This window comes from Lentzea kristufekii, assembly GCF_033949925.1.
Taxonomy (GTDB): domain Bacteria; phylum Actinomycetota; class Actinomycetes; order Mycobacteriales; family Pseudonocardiaceae; genus Lentzea; species Lentzea kristufekii.
In genome coordinates, this window is the sequence record NZ_JAXAVV010000001.1 from 180422 (window position 1) to 199578 (window position 19157).

Annotated in this window: 17 protein-coding genes and 1 pseudogene; 12 read left to right on the forward strand and 6 right to left on the reverse strand. The window is 68.5% G+C overall.

Annotation, left to right across the window (positions count from 1 at the left end):
- Nucleotides 1-11 precede the first annotated feature (11 nt).
- The 7 genes and pseudogenes from SK571_RS00925 to SK571_RS00950 all read left to right on the forward strand — a co-directional run bounded on the left by SK571_RS00925 (nucleotide 12) and on the right by SK571_RS00950 (nucleotide 6654).
- Nucleotides 12-1496, forward strand: coding sequence for an aldehyde dehydrogenase family protein (locus SK571_RS00925; RefSeq protein WP_319982104.1), 1485 nt, complete (start codon nucleotides 12-14; stop codon nucleotides 1494-1496).
- A gap of 43 nt (nucleotides 1497-1539) precedes the next feature.
- Entirely contained in the window at nucleotides 1540-2637 is a 1098-nt protein-coding gene (locus SK571_RS00930) for an NAD(P)/FAD-dependent oxidoreductase (RefSeq protein ID WP_406601929.1), read from the forward strand.
- 8 nt (nucleotides 2638-2645) lie between these two features.
- The gene (locus tag SK571_RS00935; protein ID WP_319982105.1) at nucleotides 2646-3764 is read left to right on the forward strand and encodes a Glu/Leu/Phe/Val family dehydrogenase; all 1119 of its coding nucleotides are present in this window, start codon (nucleotides 2646-2648) and stop codon (nucleotides 3762-3764) included.
- Nucleotides 3761-4846, forward strand: coding sequence for a CaiB/BaiF CoA transferase family protein (locus SK571_RS00940; protein WP_319982106.1), 1086 nt, complete (start codon nucleotides 3761-3763; stop codon nucleotides 4844-4846). The genes SK571_RS00935 and SK571_RS00940 overlap by 4 nt, the downstream gene beginning before the upstream one ends.
- A gap of 1 nt (nucleotide 4847) precedes the next feature.
- Complete coding sequence (locus tag SK571_RS00945) at nucleotides 4848-6008, forward strand: acyl-CoA dehydrogenase family protein (RefSeq protein ID WP_319982107.1); 1161 nt, start codon at nucleotides 4848-4850, stop codon at nucleotides 6006-6008.
- A 103-nt stretch (nucleotides 6009-6111) separates the two neighbouring features.
- Nucleotides 6112-6234: pseudogene (locus SK571_RS46295) on the forward strand (TetR family transcriptional regulator); the annotation flags it as partial.
- A gap of 105 nt (nucleotides 6235-6339) precedes the next feature.
- The gene (locus SK571_RS00950) at nucleotides 6340-6654 is read left to right on the forward strand and encodes a hypothetical protein (protein WP_319982108.1); all 315 of its coding nucleotides are present in this window, start codon (nucleotides 6340-6342) and stop codon (nucleotides 6652-6654) included.
- A gap of 10 nt (nucleotides 6655-6664) precedes the next feature.
- Here the strand turns inward: SK571_RS00950 and SK571_RS00955 are convergent, their stop codons facing one another.
- Genes SK571_RS00955 through SK571_RS00970 form a run of 4 tightly spaced genes read right to left on the reverse strand, consistent with a single transcriptional unit; the run spans nucleotide 6665 to nucleotide 9500 of the window.
- Nucleotides 6665-7360 carry a peptidylprolyl isomerase gene (locus tag SK571_RS00955; RefSeq protein ID WP_319982109.1) on the reverse strand — a complete coding sequence of 232 codons (696 nt, stop codon included), beginning with the start codon at nucleotides 7358-7360 and terminating at the stop codon, nucleotides 6665-6667.
- A 50-nt stretch (nucleotides 7361-7410) separates the two neighbouring features.
- Nucleotides 7411-7743 (reverse strand): hypothetical protein, encoded by a 333-nt coding sequence (locus SK571_RS00960; RefSeq protein WP_319982110.1) that lies wholly within the window; start codon nucleotides 7741-7743, stop codon nucleotides 7411-7413.
- Between the two features lie 60 nt (nucleotides 7744-7803).
- Complete coding sequence (locus tag SK571_RS00965; RefSeq protein ID WP_319982111.1) at nucleotides 7804-8430, reverse strand: response regulator transcription factor; 627 nt, start codon at nucleotides 8428-8430, stop codon at nucleotides 7804-7806.
- Nucleotides 8427-9500: a sensor histidine kinase gene (locus SK571_RS00970; protein WP_319982112.1), complete on the reverse strand. Its 1074-nt coding sequence runs from the start codon at nucleotides 9498-9500 to the stop codon at nucleotides 8427-8429. Before SK571_RS00970 ends, SK571_RS00965 begins: the two co-directional genes overlap by 4 nt.
- Nucleotides 9501-9608: 108 nt before the next feature.
- Here SK571_RS00970 and SK571_RS00975 point away from each other — a divergent pair, with 108 nt between their 5' ends.
- The 5 genes from SK571_RS00975 to SK571_RS00995 all read left to right on the forward strand — a co-directional run bounded on the left by SK571_RS00975 (nucleotide 9609) and on the right by SK571_RS00995 (nucleotide 15221).
- On the forward strand, nucleotides 9609-10292 hold the full coding sequence (locus tag SK571_RS00975) for an ABC transporter ATP-binding protein (RefSeq protein WP_319982113.1): 684 nt from the start codon (nucleotides 9609-9611) through the stop codon (nucleotides 10290-10292).
- Nucleotides 10289-12064 (forward strand): FtsX-like permease family protein, encoded by a 1776-nt coding sequence (locus SK571_RS00980; RefSeq protein WP_319982114.1) that lies wholly within the window; start codon nucleotides 10289-10291, stop codon nucleotides 12062-12064. Before SK571_RS00975 ends, SK571_RS00980 begins: the two co-directional genes overlap by 4 nt.
- 54 nt (nucleotides 12065-12118) lie before the next feature.
- The gene (locus tag SK571_RS00985) at nucleotides 12119-12313 is read left to right on the forward strand and encodes an antitoxin (RefSeq protein WP_191302704.1); all 195 of its coding nucleotides are present in this window, start codon (nucleotides 12119-12121) and stop codon (nucleotides 12311-12313) included.
- Between the two features lie 147 nt (nucleotides 12314-12460).
- A complete protein-coding gene (locus SK571_RS00990; RefSeq protein ID WP_319982115.1) occupies nucleotides 12461-14476 on the forward strand; it encodes an NACHT domain-containing protein in 2016 nt (671 codons plus the stop codon).
- Nucleotides 14477-14528: 52 nt separating this feature from the next.
- Nucleotides 14529-15221, forward strand: coding sequence for a hypothetical protein (locus tag SK571_RS00995; RefSeq protein ID WP_319982116.1), 693 nt, complete (start codon nucleotides 14529-14531; stop codon nucleotides 15219-15221).
- 5 nt (nucleotides 15222-15226) lie between these two features.
- Here SK571_RS00995 and recQ read toward each other — a convergent pair whose 3' ends face one another.
- Complete coding sequence (gene recQ, locus SK571_RS01000) at nucleotides 15227-17221, reverse strand: DNA helicase RecQ (protein ID WP_319982117.1); 1995 nt, start codon at nucleotides 17219-17221, stop codon at nucleotides 15227-15229.
- 39 nt (nucleotides 17222-17260) lie between these two features.
- Complete coding sequence (locus SK571_RS01005; RefSeq protein ID WP_319982118.1) at nucleotides 17261-19111, reverse strand: Xaa-Pro dipeptidyl-peptidase; 1851 nt, start codon at nucleotides 19109-19111, stop codon at nucleotides 17261-17263.
- Nucleotides 19112-19157: the final 46 nt, after the last annotated feature.

Sequence of the window (19157 nt, forward strand, 5' to 3'; positions counted from 1 at the left end):
AGGGTGGATGCATGCCCTACATCTCCACGAACCCGTCGAACACCTCCGACGTGGTCGCCGAGATCGAGCTCGGGACCAGCCGCGACTTCGTCGACGCCGCTCAGCGGGCCAAGGCCGCCCAGCGCGCCTGGGCACGCGTACCCGCGCCCGTGCGCGGCCAGGTCATCGGCAACATCGGCCGCCTGGTCGAGGCGAACTTCGAGCCCCTCTCCCAGCTCGTGACCCGCGAGATCGGCAAGCCGATAGCGGAGGCCCGCGGCGAGGTCCAGGAGATCGTCGACACCGCGAACTTCTTCGTCGGCGAAGGCAGGCGCCTCTACGGGCAGACGGTGCCTTCGGAGATGGCGGACAAGCAGCTCTTCACGTTCCGCAACCCGGTCGGCGTCGCGGCGATCATCACCGCCGGCAACTTCCCGGTCGCCGTGCCGTCCTGGTACATCATCCCGGCGTTGCTGTGCGGCAACTCCGTCGTCTGGAAGCCCGCCGAGTACTCCGCCGCGTCGGCCCAGGCCTTCTACGACGTGTTCCAGGCCGCCGGCATCCCGGACGGCGTGTTCGAGATCGTCTTCGCCGAGGGCTCGGAGACGTACGACGGACTCGAACAGTCGCTGCGGCGAGGTCTCGTCGACAAGGTCGGCTTCACCGGGTCCAGCGAGGTCGGTGTGCGCATCGGCGAACTGTGCGGACGCCACCTCCAGACACCGTGCCTGGAGCTGGGCGGCAAGAACCCGATGGTCGTCACCGAGGACGCGGACCTCGACCTGGCCGTGCAGGGCGCGTTGTTCGCCGGCTTCGGTTCCGCGGGCCAGCGCTGCACCTCGCTCGGCACGGCGATCGTGCACGAGTCGGTGTACGACGAGTTCCTGACCCGGTTCGTCGAGGCCGTCGCCGGTGCCACCGTGGGCGACCCGACCGGCGACGTCCTCTATGGACCGTTGCTGGACGAGAAGTTCGCTCTGGCATACGAGAAGTACCTCGGCTGGATCGGCGAGCACCACGCGGTGCACGGCCCGACCGGCCGCATCTCGGCCACCAGTCCCCGCAACGGGTTCACCGGTGAGAACGGCTTCTTCTACCACCCCGCAATCGTTTCCGGTGTGCGCGACGACGACGAACTGTTCCTGCAGGAGACGTTCGGCCCGCTCGTCGGCGTCATGAGGTACTCGGACCTGGACGAGGCGATCGAGCTCGGCAACAAGCCGGGCTACGGCCTCTCCTGCTCGATCTACACCACGGACCCGAACAAGGCCTTCCGGTTCCGCGCCGGCATCTCCGCCGGAATGGTCAGCGTCAACAACTCGACGTCCGGGGCCGAGGCGCACCTGCCGTTCGGCGGCAACGGCAAGAGCGGCAACGGCTCCCGGCAGTCGGGCGTGTGGGTGCTCGACCAGTTCACCCGCTGGCAGTCCATGAACTGGGACTACTCCGGGAAGCTGCAGAAGGCGCAGATGGACACTCTCGCGATCGAGGCGAACCTTGACTTCCGCCTCGCCTGAGCTGCCCGCTCAAGCAGAGGTCGTCGTCATCGGCGGCGGGGTGATGGGCACATCCATCGCCTTCCACCTCGCCGAGGCAGGAGTCCGGGACGTCGTGGTCGTGGAGAGGGATGACCTGGGGTCCGGCTCCACCTGCAAGGCAGCGGGTGGAGTGCGCGCCCAGTTCTCCGACGAACTGAACATCAGGCTCGGAGCTCGATCCATCGAACTGTTCCAGCGCTTTCCGCAGCGCCCCGGGCAGGAGATCGATCTGCACCAGGTCGGCTACCTGTTCCTCCTTTCCTCTCGGGAACACGTCACGGCGTTCGAGCGCAACGTCGATCTCCAGAACTCCCTCGGCGTGCGCAGTCGCATGCTGACTGTCGAGGAGGCCCGGCGGATCTCGCCGCTGATCGAAACGGACGGCCTGCTCGCGGCGACCTTCTCGCCCGACGACGGACACTGCACGCCTGAGTCCGTCGTACTGGGCTACGCCACCGCGGCCCGCCGATCCGGTGTCCGCTTCCACACCAGAACAACCGTGAGATCGATCGTAGGGACGGGGTCCGACAGTTTTCGCGTCGAAACCGACCGCGGGACGGTTTCGGCGGGGACTCTGGTCTGCGCGGCGGGCGCCTGGTCGCGGGAGATCGGCGAGATGGTGGGCGTTGACCTGCCCGTTTCTCCATTGCGACGGCAGATCATGTTCACCGAACCCATGCCAGAGCTACACGATCGGGTGACTCCCTTCACCATCGACTTCGGCAGCACCTTCTACTTCCACCGCGAGGGCCGGGGGTTGCTGTTCGGCATGTCCGATCCCGACGAGACACCGGGTTTCAAGCTGGACATGTCGGATGCGTGGCTGCCCCGCCTCACCGAGGCGATCGGCAGGCGGGCGCCGCGACTGCTGGACGTGGGCGTGCGCGACGGGTGGGCCGGGCTGTACGAGGTGACGCCGGACCACAACGCGCTGATCGGCTCGGTGGGCAGGTTCTTCTACGCCACGGGCTTTTCGGGACACGGGTTCCTGCAGGGGCCCGCGGTCGGCGAGGTCGTGCGCGACCTCGTGCTCGGCCGCGAGCCCTTCGTCGACGTGTCCAGTCTGGACGCCTCCAGGTTCGCCGCCGACCAGGCACGGCCGGAACTCAACTGCGTGTGAGGAATGTGATGGACGTTCTCGAGCTCATGGACGAGTGGGGGCCGGAGAAGGTCGTCTGCGTGTCCGACCGGCGCACCGGCATGAAAGGTGTGCTCGTCATCGACAACACCGCACGCGGCATGGGCAAGGGCGGCACGCGGATGAGCCCGCACGTGACGGTCGCGGAGATCGCCCGCCTCGCGCGCGTGATGACGTGGAAGTGGGCCGGCGTCGACCTGTTCTTCGGCGGTGCGAAGGCGGGGATCGTGTTCGATCCTTCTTCTCCTGACAAGGAATCGGCGTTGCGGGCGTTCGCGCGCAAGCTCTCCAACGAGGTGCCGCGCGAGTACGTGCTCGGGCTCGACATGGGCCTCACGGAACGGGACGCCGCGATCGTCCAGGACGAACTGTCGGACCGCGGCGCTATGATGGGCGCACCGGCTCAACTCGGCGGTCTTCCGTACGACGAGCTGGGCGTCACCGGGTACGGCGTGGCCGAGGTGGCGGACGAGTTGGTGGTGCTGCGCGGCAAACGCGTGGCGATTCAGGGTTTCGGCGCGGTGGGTGCCGCGGCGGCGAAGCGGTTCGCCGAACTCGGCGCTGTCGTCGTCGCCGTGTCGTCGGTGCACGGGGCGCTGGTGGATCCCAGTGGCCTCGACGTCGCGCGACTGCTGAAGCTGCGGGCCGAATTCGGTGACCTCGCGGTGAAGGAGTACGGCGCCGTCCGCACGCTCGGAGCCGAGCTCCGGGTGCCGTGCGACGTGCTGGTACCGGCCGCCCTGCAGGACGTGATCGACGCGGAACTCGCGGGTGAGCTCGACACCGCCCTGGTGGTCGAGGGCGCGAACCTGCCGACTTCCGCTGCGGCGCAGGAGGTTCTCGCGGCACGCGGGATCACTGTCGTGCCGGACTTCATCGCGAACGCCGGCGGCGTGGTCGCGGCGGCGTTCGGGATGGACGCGCGGTACTCGCCCTTCCCGGTGAATCCCGCGACGGTGCTGGAGGCCGTGTCCTCGAAGCTGAGGGCGAACGCGGCGAACATCATCGCCGAGGCGCGAAGTCGTGGCACCACGACACATGTGGCGGCGCGCGATCTGGCGCAGGAACGGGTGCTGGCCGCGATGAAGCTGCGGGGGCGGGTCGCATGAGCTCGCTCGAAGGCGTGGTGATCGCGGACTTCAGCCGGGTGCTGGCGGCGCCGTACGCGACGATGGTGCTGGGCGACCTCGGTGCCGAGGTGGTCAAGGTCGAGCAGCCCGGCAGGGGCGACGAGACCCGCGCTTGGGGTCCGCCGCACTACGAGGACGAGGCGACGTACTTCCTGTCCGTCAACAGGAACAAGACGTCGGTGCAGATCGACCTGTCGACCGAGGCCGGCCGGGAACAGGCGCGCGAGCTGATCGCGCGGGCGGACGTCGTGGTCGAGAACTTCAAGCCGGGCACGATGAAGAAGTTCGGGCTCGACTACGAGTCGCTCGGGCGGGACGATCTGGTCTACTGCTCGATCTCGGGGTTCGGTTCGGGCAAGGGCGCCGACCTGCCCGGCTACGACCTGCTCGTGCAGGCCGTGGGCGGGTTGATGAGCGTGACCGGGCCCGGTCCGCACCAGCCGGTGAAGACCGGTGTGGCGCTGGTCGACGTGCTGACCGGGTTGCACGCGTGCGTCGGCATCCTGGCTGCGTTGCGGCACCGGGAGGCGACGGGGCTGGGCCAGCTCGTCGAGCTCGACCTGCTGACGGTGTTGTTGTCGAGCATGGTGAACCAGAGCGCGGGCTTCACGCTGGCCGGGTCGGTGCCGAAGCCGATGGGCAACCGGCATCCGTCGATCGCGCCGTACGAGGTGTTCCCGACGGCCGACCAGCCGATCGTGCTCGCGGTGGGCAACGACCGGCAGTTCCGCCGGTTGTGCTCGGTGCTGGACGTGCCCGAGCTGGCCACGGATCCCCGGTTCGTCACGAACTCCGATCGGGTGGAGAACGTGGACGAGCTGTTCGAGGTGCTCGCGGCGAGGCTGCGGACGCGCCCGGCGCAGCACTGGTTCGAGACGCTGACGCCGCTGGGTGTCCCGTGTGGTCCCGTCAACGATGTCGCGCGTGCGTTCGCGCTGGCGGAGTCGCTGGATCTCGGCCCCACCGCGACGATCGACGGCATGACGCTCGTCGCAAATCCCATCCGCCTGTCGCGCACGCCGGTGACCTACCGGCTGCGCCCGCCGAAACTGGAGCAGTGACGTGCAGGACCCGTTGGAGTTGCTGGACATCCCGTCGTTGCTGGGCGACGAGGAGCGCGACATCCAGGCCACCGTCGCGGCCTACCTGTCCGACCACGTCCGGCCGCACATCGCGTCGTGGTTCGAGGCGGGCATCCTGCCGCGCGAGCTGGCGCGGGAACTGGGCAAGCTCGGCGTGCTGGGCATGCACCTGGAGGGGTACGGGTGCGCGGGGACGTCCGCGCTCGCGTACGGGCTCGCGTGCCTGGAGTTGGAGGCCGTCGACAGCGGCATCCGCAGCTTCGTGTCCGTGCAGGGCTCGCTGTCGATGTACTCGATCTGGAAGTACGGGTCGGAGGAGCAGAAGCAGGAGTGGCTGCCGCGGCTGGCCGCCGGTGAGGCGATCGGGTGCTTCGGGCTGACCGAGCCGGACTTCGGCTCGAACCCGTCCGGCATGCGCACGCGCGCCGTGCGCGACGGCGCGGACTGGGTGCTCAACGGCACCAAGATGTGGATCACCAACGGTGGTCTCGCGGACGTGGCGACGGTGTGGGCGCGAACCGAGGACGGAATTCGAGGATTCCTCGTCCCCCGTGGCACGCCCGGATTCTCGACGCGGGACGTCAAACAGAAGCTGTCGATGCGAGCATCCGTCACCTCCGAGTTGGTCCTGGAGGACGTGCGGCTGCCGGAAAGCGCCCGGCTGCCGCTCGCGACTTCCTTGCGCGCACCGCTGACGTGTCTGAACGAGGCGCGGTTCGGGATCGTGTTCGGCGCTGTCGGTGCCGCGCGGGATTCGTTGCAGGCGGCGCTCGACTACTCCGGCACGCGCATCCAGTTCGACCAGCCGATCGCCTCGTTCCAGCTCACCCAGCGCAAGCTCGCGAGCATGACGGTCCAGGTCAGCAACGCGATGCTGCTGGCGTTGCACCTCGCGCGGCTCAAGGAGGCCGGCACGCTCAAGCCCGAGCAGATCAGCGTCGGCAAGTACAACAACGTCGAGTCGGCCATCGCGATCGCACGGGAAAGCCGGACCATCCTCGGCGCGAACGGCATCTCGCTCGAGTACTCGCCCTTGCGTCACGCCAACAACCTGGAATCCGTACTGACTTATGAGGGCACTTCCGACATCCACCTGCTATCCATCGGCCACGCGTTGACCGGAATCGCCGCATTCCGTTGATCGTTCGCCCTATCCTGCACTCCGCAACGGGGTTCGCGGGTGGGAGGACGTTCTGCCGGAGGAGACAAACAGCCGCAGTGACGCGCGTCGCAACCGCAAGCGATTGCTGGACGCCGCGACGCACGTCCTGCGGGCTGAACCAGCAACGGCGACGATGCAGTCGATCGCGCGCAAGGCCGCGCTTTCGCAAGCGACGGCGTATCGGCACTTTCCGTCCGTGGAAGCGCTCGTGGTGGCCTATCACGAAGACGTCATAGCGTCGTTGGTCGAACACGGCGAACGGTCTCGCAAGACAGGCAAAGAACTGTTCGAGCACCAAGCAACGCGGTGGGTGAAGCTGCAGAACCTGCACGGCCCGGTGATAGTGCGGTTCTCGTCGCAGCGCGGGATTCTGGAGCGGATGCACAACGCCGAGGAGGTGGCGGCGTTGACGTGCAGCGCGTGGGACCCGGCGTTGCGCGGCGTCCTGATCGACCTGGCACTGCCGGACGGAATGCTGAACGTGGCGCGGTTCCTGCACCACGCGTTGTTCGACCCGCGGGAGATCCTCGACCTGACGAAAACCGCCGGACTACCTGACGAACAGGTGGTCCGGCGGCTCTCGGACGCGTTCTACGGCGCGTTGAAGGGCTGGGCTTCGCACTAGCTCCCGGGCACTAGATGCCGAGCGGGAGCACCCACTTCAGCTCGGACTTGACGTTCGGGCGGCCGTCGAGCGGGTTCTCCCCGGCGATGCCGCCGGCCGCGATCTTGTCCAGGGTCTTCAGGCCCTCGGGCAGGATCTGACCGAACACGGTGTAGTTGGGACGCAGGATCGAGTCCGACTGCACGAGGAAGAACTGCGAGCCGTTCGTGTCCGGGCCGGCGTTCGCCATGGCGAGCGTGCCGCGCGGGTAGATGCGGCGCTGACCGGTCGGGTCGTTCGGCGCGGGCTGCAGGTCGGTCGGCAGCTCGTCCTTGTACTTGTAGCCCGGGCCACCCTCACCCGTGTTGGACGGGTCGCCGCACTGCAGCACCTTCAGCGTCGGGTACGCGGTGAGCCGGTGGCACTCGGTCTGGTTGTAGAACCCGCGGTGCGCCAGGTGAATGAAGCTGTGCGTGGTGCACGGGGCCTTGGAGCGGTCGAGCACCAACGGGATGTCGCCCTGGTTCGTCTTCACCTTGACCAGGACCTTGCCCTTGGTGAACCACGGGTCGTGCGGGATCGACACCGGACGCGCGGCCGGTTCCTCCGGGGTCGCGGTGTAGCCGCAGTCGGGCCGGGCCGTCTGGACCTCGGCGGACGCGGTGCCGGTCGTGATGAAACCCACGGCCAGCGCCGCCACTGCCAGTCCAGCTGCGATTCGCCTCATGCGCGTTTCCTAGTGGAGCCGGAGTGAACGGGCAAGGTTTAACGGATCACTCAGTTGTCCGTGGACTCGGTGATCTCATACTCGCACTTCGCTTCCGCGCCGGCGTTCGTGATCTCCTTCTCCTTCTCCACGCGGAGTTTGCACGTCGCCTGGCCGGTCTGCGGCTTGACCGTCAGCGTGACCCTGCCGAGCGCGTTGGCGAGCACGGCGCGGTTCTTCACCGGCAGATCCACGGTCTCGGACTGGGACGCGCCACCGGGGACGGTGAGCGTCAGCTCCGCCTTGCCGGTGCCCTCGACGTCGTAGAACGCCTCGTAGGTGTAGCTCTTCGGGCCGCACGCGGTGAGCGCCAGCACGGGAATCAGCAGGAGGAGTTTCTTCATGACTCGAATTCTGGTGATGGACGCGGCACGCGGCTTCTGTCCGCAGACCGGTTGTGGGTCCTACTTCTGGCCGACCAGCCGGGATTCCCAGGCCCAGGCGGCGATCTCGACGCGGTTGCGAGCGTCCAGTTTGGTCTGAACGCTCGCCAGGTGCGTCTTGACCGTGCCGATCGAGATGAACAGCTCCTGCGCGATCTCGGCGTTCGTGCGGCCGATCGCGGCGAGCTTCACCACGTCCAGCTCGCGCGCGGAGAGAGTGTGAGGTTGTTGTTGTGGCGGCGAGTTCATGTGCTGCAACAGCCTGACCGTGATCGACGGGCTGATGAGCGCATCGCCCGTGACGGCCGCACGCACCGCCTCGATCAACAGGTTCGGACCGGCGTCCTTCAGCAGGAACCCGCACGCACCGTTCTTCAGCGCTGTGTGTACGTACTCGTCGTGGTCGAACGTCGTGCACACCACCACGTGGACGTCGTTCGCGATCTGTTTGAGCGCTTCGAGTCCGTCCATTCGCGGCATCCGGATGTCCATCAACGCGACGTCCGGCTTGGTGCGCCGTGCCTCGGCGACGGCCTCCACACCGTCCCGCGCTTCGGCCACGACCTCGATGTCGGACTCGGCCCCCAGAATCATGCCGAACCCCGTGCGCACCATCGCCTGGTCGTCCGCGACGAGAACCCTGATCACGCGGTCGCCCTTCCTGTCGGGAGCGCGGCGTCGACGACCCATCCGCCGTCGATGCCCGGCCCCGCCTTGATCCTGCCACCGAGCGCCTGAACGCGTTCGGTGAGTCCGACGAGCCCGAAACCGTTGCCCTGCCTCGCGGGCTTGCCGTTGTTGGAGACCTTGACCATCACCCAGTCCGGTGTGGTCTGGATCTGGACGTCCACTGTGGTCGCCTCCTGCGCGTGTTTCCTGATGTTGGTCAACGACTCCATGACGACGCGGTGGACCGAGCTGGCCACTTCGAGCGGCAGCGCCGCGGTGTCGCCGTGGATTTCGAGGGTGGCCCGCGGTTCGGCCGCGACCAGCGGCTCGATGTCGGCGATGCCCGCGACCGGTGCCACGGGGGCGTCGTCGCGGAGCATGCCGATCATGCGGCGCAGGGCGGCCATGGCCTCACCGCCGGCCTCCTCGATGCGGTCGAGGGCCTGCCTGGCCTGCGCCGGGTCGCGTTCGACGATCCGGCCGGCGCCCTGCGCGAGCACGACCATGCCGGTGATGTGGTGACCCACGAAGTCGTGCAGGTCGCGTGCGAACTCGGCCTTCTGCTCGGCTTTGACGGCCGCCACCTGCTTCTCCCTGGCATTGGCCAGCAGCCGCAGGTAGCCGACGCACGCGACCACGCCCGTGGCGACGACCACCAGGGCCATCGCCAGGGTCAGCTCGGTGGGGCCGAGCGGGAACCGCAGCGGCTGGGTGACCAGCGCGATCACGATCCAGCCGATCAGCGGCGCGTCCCGGCGCGACCTGGCCCGATGGGCGGTGACGGCCAGGACACCGGTCAGCGCCAGCGTCTCGGCCAGGCCGAACTCCTTGTCGAGCGGGTTGACCAGGGTGAACGCGATGCTCGCGGTGGCGGCGACGGCGGCCAGGGCTCGATGGGGGCGCAGCCAGGCCGACACGGCCAGCACGATGCAGCCGAGCGCGGCCCAGCCTGTCCACGGGTAGAGGCCCGGCGACCTGAACAGGCCGTAGTAGAAGTCCACGAACGCCGCGGCGAGCAGCACGGCGATCGCGCCGAACCTCCAGAGCATGGCCATGACCTTATGCACTTGTGCCCTGTCCGCAGATCGGCCGAAAGACAGAGGCGAACCCTGCTCGGGACCGAGGTCTTCGCCTCCACTCCGGACTTTGCTGACCATGTGAACAACTTCGCTTCCGCCGCGGTCGACCTCGTGAAGGTGTACGGCTCCGGTGACACCGCGGTTCGAGCACTCGACGGGGTGACCGTCGGGTTCCGGCCCGCTGCCTTCAGCGCGATCATGGGGCCGTCCGGCTCCGGCAAGTCGACGCTCATGCACTGCCTGGCGGGCCTCGACACGGCCACGTCCGGCGCGGCCCTGCTCGGCGGCAAGGACCTGACCCGGCTGTCGGACAACGCGCTGACCAAGGTGCGCCGGGATCGCGTCGGGTTCGTGTTCCAGGCGTTCAACCTGCTGCCCACGCTCACCGCCCGGCAGAACGTCCTGCTGCCGTTGAGCCTGGCCGGGCGGCAGGCCGACAAGGCCTGGTTCGCGCAGCTCGTGGAGGCCCTCGGGCTGTCGTCACGGCTGTCGCACCGGCCCTCGGAGATGTCCGGCGGCCAGCAGCAGCGCGTGGCGCTGGCTCGGGCGCTGGTCACCCGGCCCGAGGTCGTCTTCGCTGATGAACCGACCGGCAACCTCGACTCGCAGTCGTCCGCGGACGTGCTGAACCTGCTCCGTCAGGCCGTGCGCGAGTTCGGTCAGACGATCGTGATCGTCACGCACGACGACAGGGCCGCCTCTTACGCCGACGCGGTGGTGCACATGGCCGACGGACGGGTCGTTCAGGCGGTCGCCGCATGAGGAGGTTCCTGCCCGTCCTGTCGATCACGATCGCGGCGTTCTTCGCCTACTCGACCGCGCTCGCCAAGGACATCACCGAACGTTCCCTGACGGTCAGGGCGGCCCGCCTGGTCGAGGTGTTCGCGCTGCTCGGCGCGTTCGTCACGGTCGCCATGATCGTGGCCGCCCTGGTCTCCACGTCGACGTTCCGGATCGTGTTCGCGCACCGGATGCGGGAGCTCGCGCTCTTGCGGGCGGTCGGCGCTTCGCGCGCACGGCTGGCTCGTGGCCTGATCACCGAAGGGGCGCTGACCGGGTTGCTCGCCTCGGTCACCGGTGTCGCGCTGGCGGCGGGCGCCGGGCAGCTCGTGCCGCTGGCAGGCCTGGTGGCGCCGGGCTTCCCGCTCACACCCGCGTTGGTCGTGGTGTTCGGGTCGTTCGTGCTGACGACGCTCGCCGTGCTGGCCCCCGCGTGGTCCGCGGCCAAGGTTTCACCGCTGGAGGCACTGCGCACCTCGGCCGTGCAGGACGCGAAGAGCCGGATCGGCCGGCCGCGCTGGGTGCTCGGACTCCTGATGGCCGCAGGCGCGGTCGCACTGTTGGTCAACGTCGCGATCGACGGCCTTGCCACCGAACAACGGCTGAGCGGGATGACCGAGGACCTGCTGCTGCGCACCACCATCAGCGGTGGGCTGGCGTTCGGCGCGTTGATCACGCTCGGGCCCGTGTTGATCTCACCGGTGCTGAGGCTGATCGGGCTTCCGTTGCGGCGCAGCACCGTCGCGTCGCTCGCGGTGAGCGGTGTCGGTGGCGCGCCCCGGAGGGCCGCCTCGGTCACGGCGGTGGTGGCGCTGGGGGTCAGTCTCGTCATCGCGACGCTGACTGGTGCAAACACGTTGCAGGGTCTGGGGAAGGCGGAGATGGCGAGTGCCTGTCCGGCCGACCTGGAGATCGTCGGTCCGGTCGACGCCGGGGCGTTGAGAGCCGCCGGGCTCACGGACGTGCTCCCCTACCGCCGCACCGAGATCACCATCAACGGCACGCTCACGATGCGTGCCACCGACCTCGACATGACCAAGCTCCGCGATCTCGCGGACTTCCGCGTCGACTCCGGTGCTCTCGGGGACATGGGTCCGCGCAAGATCATCCTGTCGACCTCCACCGCGAGCCGGCTCGGCTTGACCGCGGGATCACGCGCCGAGGTGAACGGCGTGCAGATGACCGTGGCTGCGACGTTGTTCGGTGGAGTCCCGCTCGGCAGCGCGTTGCTGCACTCGTCCGATGTGGAGGGTGAGCCGGTCGGCGTCCTCGCCAACGGCGCCGAGGAACGGGTGCCAGCGGGGCTGGAGGTCGAGTCGCTCGCCGACCATCGGCTGGCCCAGGAGGACTGGTTCACCTCGTTGGTGGCGATCGCGGTCGGACTGCTGTTCCTCACGGTGCTGATCGCGGTCGTGGGAGTGGGTTCGACCACGGCGCTGTCGGTGCTCGAACGGACCCGTGAATCCGGTCTGCTGCGGGCGATCGGCCTGACCCGCGGGGAACTCGGCCGCATGGTCACGACCGAGGCCTGCCTGTACGGGGTCGTCGGTGCGGTGATCGGACTCGCCGTCGGCATCCCCTACGCGTGGCTCGCGATCATCTCGCTCGGCATCGAGTGGCCCTTGCAGGTGCCCGTCGTGCCCGTCGGCGTGGTGGTGCTCGCCCTGGCCGCACTCACCGCGGGCGCGGGGCTGCTGCCTGCCCGCCGGGCCGCGCGGGTGAGCCCGGTTGCGGCGCTTCACTCGATCCAGTGACGTGTGCCGGATCCGAGACGGGGTACCCGAACTGCATAGGGAGGTAATGCAGTCATGGGATTCGACGAGTTGAAGAACAAGGCCAAGGACCTCATCGGCCAGCACGGTGACAAGGTCGACGACGGTGTCGAGCGCGCGGGCCAGTTCGCCGACGACAAGACCGGCGGCAAGCACAGCGAGCACATCGACAAGGGCGAGGACAAGCTCAAGGAAGGCCTTCGGAACTTCGGCGGCCAGCAACAGCAGTGAAGGGACCCACTCAGAGTGGGTCCCTGAGGCGGCGCAGGCGATTGGTTCGCGTGTGAGTTAAGCCTGATCGGATTCACTTCCGCGATCCCGGCGGCCCGGTTACCGTCGTTCGCCGGGATCGCGGAGGTGAAGGTGGATCCAAGCGGGGTGACGAGAGCTGCACGACTGACGGCGTTGGCCGCATTGTGCCTGGTCACCGTCGTTTTGCTGTTACCGGCGGCCATCAGCGTGAGCACCGGTGGGGCCGTCCCGGGGTTCATCGGCGAGTTCGGCCGGTGGTTGTGGCCCGCGGTCGGCGTGATGATCCTCGTCTCCGTCGGCCTCGCTCTCTGGGAACGCGGCCGCGGCCACGAGACCAGCAACCGCACCGCCGCCCTCGCACGGGTCGAGTCACGGGTGAAAGCGCTGCTCGCCGCCTCGCTGGCCGCCCAGACGCAGATCAAGCTCGGTGTCCTGAAGCAGCCCGCGATCTCCGTGCGGGTCGACGGCGAAGAGGTCTCCTCACGAGACCTGGAGGCCGTTTACGACCGCCTCGGCCACACCATGGTCCTGGTCGGCCCGGTGGGCAGCGGCCGGTCGACGTTGCTGCGTGAACTGTGCCTGACTCTGGTCGAACGAGCGCGCAACGACCCACAAGCGCCGATTCCGGTCGTCGTGGACCTGGCGACGTGGCGGGCGTACGGCGCGCGCAAGCCGACCGAGTTCACCGCATGGCTGTTGCGCGAGATGAACCGCCGTTACGGCATCAGCCGCTCGGCCGGCACGATCTGGCTGCGCCGCGAGCGGGTCGCCGTGCTCATCGACGGACTGGACGAGGTGCCGCGCGTCGACCGCGCGCTCTGCGAGTCCGAACTCGCTCCGTTCGCCTCCGTCGTGAGCTCGACGAGTCCGATCGACAACCTGCCTTCGGTGTTCGTCGAGCCGTTGACCCGCGGTCAGGTGCTCGAGTACATCGCTTCGGTGAGTCCCCGGCTCGACAGCCTGGAGTCGGCCCTGACGCCGGAGATCTGGGAGCGGCTGGACTCGCCACTGGCGTTGAACCTGCTGGCGCTGACGCACCTGGACAAGCAGGTCGACACGATCGGCAACGACTTCGTGGGGTCCTTCGTCGTGGAAAGGCTTTCCGGCCAACGGGGCGCGGGACCCACCATTCGGGCGTTGAAGTTCCTCGCGCGGTTGGGTCGGCCCGACCTCGGCGCACCGGTGCACATGCCTCACCGCCGTGCGTGGCTTCCGCTGCTGCCCACTCGTCCGTTGTGGTTGCTGTTCGTGCGCGCTGTGCCTGCGGTCTATGCCGGTGGTGTGTGTGCCGTGTCGTTCATGACGGCGCTGCGCCTCGGATTGTGGCCCGCCTTGGTTTTCGTTGTCGCCGCTTCTTCGTTGCTCGTACTCGTGAACAAAGTGCCGCGCGTCTTCCACCCACCCGGACGCGCGCACGGCATTGTGACTGCCGCGCTGGGATTTCTCGCCGGTGTGATCGGGGGATTGCTGGTCGGCCTGGCCGGTTTCTGGCTGGGGGCAGTCGGAACGCCGTGGCCCTACTTCGTGGCGTACGTGTTCGTGGTGGTGGCGTCATTCTTCTTGGCGTTGGGTTTCATCCCGGGTGACGCACCTGTGCCGTGGGCATTGCTGATCGCCGCCGCACCGGGTGTCTCGATGTTCTGGACCGGTCCCTACGCGGTGCTGGCGGGCATGGGGGTCGGCTTCTCCGCAGGCGTGGCGGGCGGGATTTTTGCTGCCGCCGTGGGGCGTGTGTGGCGCACGGTGCGCCCGGTGCAACAACAACGCATGCGGCAAGGGCGGCCGTGGTGGGTTCAGCCGGCTGTGCCAGTGCTCGGCACGGTCGGTCTGCTGGGCGGGATCGGCGCGCTGGGGTCCTGGGGAACCGCACTGGGAGTAGCACTCGGGTTGCTGGTCACCCCGACCGCCGCCCGCGACTACGTCTGGCCGTTCGACGCGCTCGCCGAAGTCGCCGCCGAGGGCATCACACGACCGCTGTCGCTGGGCGAGTTGTCGTTCCGCCGCAAGGCTTTGCTCCACCTCGCACAGGACCGGCTACTGCTCACCCGCGTCGATGGCGAGTACCGCTTCGTGCACGTGGCCCTGCGCGACCACCTGGCGTCGTGCGACCCGACGGCGCTGGTTCGAGCCACGCGCCGTTGAACCTTCCCGATCTGCGGGCCGTACGGCCTGAAAGAAAGGTCGGGTGTTGTGCATGCACTGGTCGAAGGGCTGGATCGTGGGAGCCGGGGTCTTCTCGGTCGTCGCGGCCATCGGGGGTACGGCCTTCGCTCTCGCCGGATCCGGTGCCTCCTCGTCGCAGCCGGGCGTGGCGGGCAAAGAGGTCTGCGGCGGGCAGACGGTGAGGACGACGAGCGCCAAAGGGCCGGCGACCGTGCTGTCGGACAAGTTCCCCGTCGGCACTTTGTTGCGAGTCACGAATCCCGCCAACGGGCGGGTGATCACCGTCTCGGTCACCGGGCCGTCGACCGGCTGCGCTGTGTTGAACACAGCGGCATTCGATTCGCTCTCGTCCGCCGAGACCGGCGAAAGGGAAAGCGTTCTCCGGCGCATTCGAGTGGAGATCGTCGGAAACGCGCCGGCGCCGGTCCCCACCACCCGCACCCCCGTCTCGCGGGTGCGGGCTTCAGGAACAGTCGGGCCGGTCGTCTGCGACGGCGCGACCGTCGGGTTGTCGGCCGTCGGCGGGGCGCCTGGCGCGTTCTCGGCTCAGCTTCCGGTCGGAACCTCGGTGCGGGTCACCAATCTCGACAACGGAAAGCAGACGACCGTCCGCGTCATCGGCGTCGGGTCGGCCTGCGTCGTGCTGAACAGCGCTGCCTTCGACCTCGTCGGTGAGTCGGGGAAGAGCGTGATCAAGCGGGTTCAGATCGAGAAGGTGACCTGACCCGGTCACCAGTCCATCGGCTCGTCCGGCTCCTCCGGCTCCGGCCACTCGTCGACGGCGTCGCCCGAGCCCCACGCTGCACCGCCGGGGCTCGTGGTCTTCGGCTTGGACTTGGGGGCTTGGACCGCGGCAGGTGCGGCGGCTTCCGGTGCGGCACCGCCGGCCGCCACCACCTCCAGGATCTGCTCGCCGTACTTCGTGAGCTTCGCCTGGCCGACGCCGCTCACCGCGCCCAGGGCGGTGAGGGAGCCGGGGCGCGACGCCGCGATGGACTTCAGCGTGGCGTCGTGGAAGATCACGTACGCCGGGACGCCCTGTTCGCGGGCCTGGCCGGCCCGCCACTCGCGCAGTGCCTCGAAGAGCGGGCCCGCGTCGGCCGGGAGGTCGATCTTCACCTTGGCCGCGCCGGACGAGGAGGACGCCGTGCGCGTCGTCGAGCGAGTGGGCGTCGGGTCCTTGCGCATCTTGACTTCGCGCTTGCGGCTGAGAACCTCGGAGCTCCCCTCCGTGAGGACGAGCGTCGAGTACTCGCCCTCGACGGCCAGCAGCCCCTGCGCGAGGAGCTGGCGGACCACGCCGCGCCACTCGCCCTCGCTCAGGTCCTCGCCGATGCCGAAGGTGCTGAGCTGGTCGTGGTCGAACTGGATGACCTTGGCGGTCTTGCGGCCCAGCAGGATGTCGATGGCCTGACCGGCGCCGAACTTCTGGTTGCGCTCCTTGCGCAGCCGGTAGACCGTGGACAGGACCTTCTGCGCGGCGACCGTGCCGTCCCACGCCTCCGGCGGGATCAGGCAGGTGTCGCAGTTGCCGCACGGGACACCGGACTCGTTGAAGTACTCCAGGAGCCTGGTGCGGCGGCACGTGACCGTCTCGCAGAGGGCGAGCATCGCGTCGAGGTGCGCCTGCGAGCGGCGGCGGAACGCCAGATCGCCTTCCGACGACTCGATCATCTTGCGCTGCTGCACCACGTCCTGCAGGCCGTAGGCGAGCCACGCGGTGGACGGGAGACCGTCGCGACCGGCGCGGCCCGTCTCCTGGTAGTAGCCCTCGACCGACTTCGGCAGGTCGAGGTGGGCGACGAAGCGGACGTCCGGCTTGTCGATGCCCATGCCGAACGCGATGGTGGCGACCATGACCAGGCCGTCCTCCCGCAGGAAGCGGGCCTGGTTGCGCTGGCGGACCGACGAGTCGAGCCCCGCGTGGTAGGGCAGTGCGGGAATCCCGTTGGCCACCAGGAACTCCGCCGTCTTCTCCACCGACGCGCGGGACAGGCAGTAGACGATGCCCGCGTCGCCTGGGTGCTCGCCGCGCAGCAGGTCCAGCAGCTGCTTCTTCGGCTCCTTCTTGGGGACGATGCGGTACTGGATGTTCGGCCGGTCGAAGCTGGAGACGAACTGCCGCCCCTCGTTCAGCTCCAGGCGCGTGAGGATCTCCTTGCGCGTCGCCTCCGTGGCCGTGGCGGTGAGCGCGATCCGCGGCACCTTCGGCCAGCGCTCGTGCAGGTGCGTGAGCGAGAGGTAGTCGGGCCGGAAGTCGTGGCCCCACTGGGAGACGCAGTGCGCCTCGTCGATCGCGAACAGCGCGATCTCACCCTGCTCCAGCAGGCGCAGCGTCGCCTCGGACGTCAGCCGCTCCGGCGCCAGGTAGAGCAGGTCGAGCTCGCCCTTGACGAACTCGGCCTCGACCATCCGGCGTTCGTCCCAGGACAGCGACGAGTTCAGGAAGCCCGCGCGCACGCCGAGGGCACGCAGCGCGTCCACCTGGTCCTGCATCAGAGCGATGAGCGGCGAGATCACCACCCCCGTGCCGGGCCGCACCAGCGAGGGCACCTGATAGCACAGGGACTTGCCGCCGCCGGTCGGCATGAGCACGAGCGCGTCGCCACCCGCGATCACGTGCTCGACGATGGCGGCCTGGTCGCCGCGGAACTCGGGGTACCCGAAGACGCGCTGCAGGACCTGCAGCGCGTCTCCGAGAACGACACCGTCGGTTGACACCATGCCGCCGATGCTAGCGAGCAGCACCGACAGTCCGATTCGCTAGCCCAATGCGCCCTTCGTACCAGCGGAAACGCTGCCGGCGACCAGCGGAGCGGACGAGGCGGCCGGCACCGAGCCCTTCAGCGGGATCCGCACCGACGTGTCCGCCAGGTCGACGGTCAGCCTCGGCAGCTGGCTCGGCCGCACGATCGCGGTCGAGTCGGTACCGCCGACGACCAGGCCCAGACGGTGTCCCGCCTTGATCAGGTGGTCCGTTGTGGACAGTCGGAACGTCATGCGGTACTTGGTTCCCGGCGTGATCGTGCTCGGAGTCGAGAGAGACTGGTAGTTCGCGAGGTCCGCCCAGCCACGCGCGATGATCTGCGCGTCGACGTTGCCCGTCGTCGCCTCCGTGTCGCGATAACAGGCGTCATCGCCCGTGCGGCTCTCTCCCCAGCACGACTCCGTGGTCAGGGTCCGGATGCCCTCGCCGGTCCGCACCGTCGCCGGCCCGTAGTCGACGAGGTACGCCGTGAGGTGCGCGGTCGGTGTCGAGGACGACACCCCCACCGTGATCGAGGAGGTGCCCGCGATGCGCAGGTCAGAGGTCAGCGGCGCCGTCGAGTAGATCGCCCTCCCGGTGTTCGAGCCGGAAAGCCAGTTCGCCGGCGTACCGCTGCCGTTGTCGGTGAACGCCGACGTGCCCGTGCCGGGCGTCGTGCCGAGTCCCGAAGAAGAAGGACGCAACACGGTGCTGACGGTGCCCGCAGGAGGCCACGTCTGGTCGTCCGCCCACTGGTTGGGCGCACGTTCTGCCGACACCTGCGGTTCGTTCTCGATGCCGTTCTGCACGTTCAGCAGCCAGCGGTCGAACCACCGGTGCAGCGTCGGGACCCACTCGCTGCGCCGGAAGTCGAACGGGTCGACGTGCGCCGTCTGCGAGAACCACAGCTTCTTCGGCACCGAGGCGGGCACCGCGTCCCAGAACTGGCCGTACTGCAACGTCTTCACGTTGAGGTCGTTCAGCCCGTGGATCGCGAAGATCGACGCCTTCACGTTCGACGCCTTGCGCACGAAGTCACGCGTCTGCCACATCGCCGTGTAGTCGCCGTTGGCGGGGGAACCGTTCGTCATCTGCGTGCGCACCGCACCACACCGTGAGCGTGCGTTGGTGTTCTCGAACTGCGAGCCCAGTCCGGTCGGCGAGCTGTAGCCGGGGTACGCGACGCCGTCCGAGCGGAACCAGTCGTACCAGGAGCTGATGGCCGCGATCGGCACGATGGTCTTCAGCCCGTCGATGCCGGTCGCCGCGACGCCGTTCGCGATCGAGCCGTCCCACGACTTGCCGATCATGCCGACGGCACCGGTCGACCAGGACGCGGTCTTCGTGGTGGCGCCGGTCAGGGACGAGTAGCCGGTGCGCCGGCCGTTCAGCCAGTCGATGACGGCCGTGCCGGAGGCGATCTCCGACTGACCGCCGACGTCGACGCAGCCGCGCGACCGGTTCGTGCCGAGGAAGTCGACCAGCACGACGGCGTAGCCGCGCGGCACGAAGTAGTTGTCGTAGAAGAGCGGGAACTTGACCGGCACCCCGGCGGAGTCGTAGGTCTTGACCTCGCTCTCGTTGCCGCGCCCGGCGCTCTGGTAGTAGGGGCTGGCGTCCATGATCACGGGCACGCGCCCGGTCGTGGACGGCCTGATGATGTCGGCCGCCACCCGGTCGCGGGTGCCGTTGCCGTCGAGGTCGAGCCCGGAGTCGACGTAGACCGTCTCGCGGACCGCGTCGGCCATCGAGTGGATCGGCGCGGTCACGCCTCCGGACAGGCTGAACGCTGGTGTCGCCGCTGTGGCAGGGATTGGCGTCAGGGCCATGGCCCCTGCTAACGCCACTACAACACGAACACGCTTCATGAAGATTCACGCTAAGGAGTGACGAAGTCACCTCGTCAGAGCCGAA